Genomic DNA, 2252 nt, shown 5'->3' on the forward strand with positions numbered 1-2252 from the left:
ATTAAAGAAGCAAGATTCCTTTTCATAAAACCCCCTGGCAATTATGCATTCCTCTGGTTGCATGCAACTTGGCGGGCATTTATTTTTTTTCCGGTCTGTTATTGGCTTCAGATATAATATATACAAACCTTTTCAGCCATGTACAGAATCATTCTTATAATCTCATGATCACAGGCACATAATCAATATGCCCCCAAAACGTCCCCACTCAGTCATGGATGTCCTCAACGACATCGCCGACAGCTTCGGCGCGTCGGGCCGCGAGGCGGTCGAGCAGTTCGGCTCGGTCGGCGTGTTTTTGATGGAGTCGATGCGGGCGATTCCCTCCCTGATGCGCAAGTCGCACCTTCTGGTCGAGCAGATGATGCGCATCGGCGTTCAATCGCTTTCCATCGTGTTCCTCGCGTCGGTGTTCATCGGCGCGGTGAGCGTGTGGCAGGCGCAGTACCTCATCGGCGACTACTTCCCAAAAACCTACATCGGCACCGCGCTTGTCAAGGCTCTGTTCACCGACCTCGGGCCCGTGCTCATCGCGCTCGTGCTCACGGGCCGCATCGGCGCGAAGCTCGCGGCGGAGCTGGGCACCATGAAGGTAACCGAGCAGCTTGACGCCATGGTGTGCCTCTCGCTCAATCCGTTCTCGTACCTGCTCTCGCCGCGCATCCTCGCCGGATTTTTCATGACGCCGTTTCTCATGGTGTTCTCGTTCTTTTTCTCCGTGCTTGCCGGCCAGCTCCTCACCACGCTGGCGCTCGGCGTGCCGGCCGCGCTGTTTTACAATTCAATGCGCTACCTGTTCCGAACCCAGGACGTTATCATCGGCGTGGTCAAGGGGTTCGTCTTCGGCGGCTCAATCGCGCTTTCCGGGTGCTACTACGGCTACTTCACGGTGGGCGGCGCGGTGGGCGTGGGGGAGTCGACGAAGAAGGCGGTAGTCGCTGCGTCGATATTAATTTTATTCTTCAATGTGGTGATCAACCTGATTATGATGTGACCGGCTCTCGGCTGTAATTCCATCCAGGACTGTGTCTGCCGACGGCTTTATCATGATTTTCAAAGGAGAAAAAGTGGATCTTTCAAACAGAACCGTTCTGGTGACCGGCGGCACCGGTGGCATCGGGTTTGGCATTGCAAAGGCGTTCAAGGAGGCTGGAAGCGCGGTCATCGTGTGCGGCCGCAACAGGGAAAAACTTGCAAAGGCCCGGCAGGCGCTGCCGGGAATCCTTGCGATCCCCTGCGACGTCGGCGATGCGGGCCAGAGAAAAAGCCTTGCGGCCGAGGTGCTCCGCCGTTTTCCGGCGCTTGACGTCCTTGTGAACAATGCGGGCATTCAGCGGTACATCGACCTTAAAAAAGGATTGGCGGAGCTCAACTCTGGCGAGGACGAGATCGCGACCAACCTTGTCGGCACCATTGAGATGACCGCGCTCTTCATCGAACATCTCATGAAAAAACCGGCCGCTGCAATCATCAACGTGGGCTCCGCGCTCGGGCTCATGCCTATGCCCAACATGCCGGTGTACTGCGCGACAAAAGCCGCGATCCACACGTATTCGCTCGTGCTGAGGCAGCAGCTCAAGGGCACGCCCGTGAATGTTGTCGAAATAGTTCCGCCCATGGTCGACACCGACCTGAACCGGGCCGGCCGCGACCGCATTCATCTTAAACACCGGGGGATCAGCGTGGCCGAATATATGCCCTCCGTCGCTGCCGGACTCGCAAAGGGCGACGAGACGATTTTCCACGGCGACGGCGCGGCCATGATGTCCGAGCCCCGGGGAAAGTCGGAGACGCGGCTGCTCAATCCTTCATGGTGATAAAATTTTATCATGACATTATCATGTTGTTGTTTACAAGAAATAAAATGGGCGTTCCCCCCGAAGGGCCACGGCGCGCCGTGCCCCTTCGGGGGTCGGCCGGCAATTCGCTCCAGCTCACCGCTCCAGCCCGCCTAACGCGCGGACATAAGCGGTAGACAAAAGAGAAAACGTTGCAGGTTGCCGCAATTCGCGGGAGCTTCGCAACGCATCATCGGCGAACAATCTCGCTTTGCTTCCAGCGATGTCACCCTTTGATAAGGAAGACATTCTTGCATGTCCCCAATTTAAAAAAAGGTGATTATAAAGGATCTTGCACCAAATTAGTGATCATTTTGACAAGTTTTTCAAAGATATTTTCATGACGATGATTGTACCGAAAAGCCATTTCGTTCAGATACCCTGGAAAGTATTCTTTGGAGACGCCGTGGAACT

The 2252-nt window shown here is 55.5% G+C and carries 2 protein-coding genes; both read left to right on the forward strand.

Translation table 11 applies throughout. The features are described from left to right. Positions 1–187 precede the first annotated feature (187 nt). Positions 188–994, forward strand: a complete 807-nt coding sequence (locus tag VLX68_07745) for an ABC transporter permease (GenBank protein HUI92124.1) — start codon at positions 188–190, stop codon at positions 992–994. A 73-nt stretch (positions 995–1067) separates the two neighbouring features. Beyond that, complete coding sequence (locus VLX68_07750; protein ID HUI92125.1) at positions 1068–1817, forward strand: SDR family NAD(P)-dependent oxidoreductase; 750 nt, start codon at positions 1068–1070, stop codon at positions 1815–1817. The last annotated feature ends 435 nt before the right edge of the window (positions 1818–2252 follow it).

Source organism: Chitinivibrionales bacterium (genome assembly GCA_035516255.1).
Taxonomy (GTDB): domain Bacteria; phylum Fibrobacterota; class Chitinivibrionia; order Chitinivibrionales; family FEN-1185; genus FEN-1185.

Bases quoted from the DNA above. Each gene is read 5' to 3' on its own strand.
- VLX68_07745 (HUI92124.1), top strand. From the start codon at position 188: ATGCCCCCAAAACGTCCCCACTCAGTCATGGATGTCCTCAACGACATC.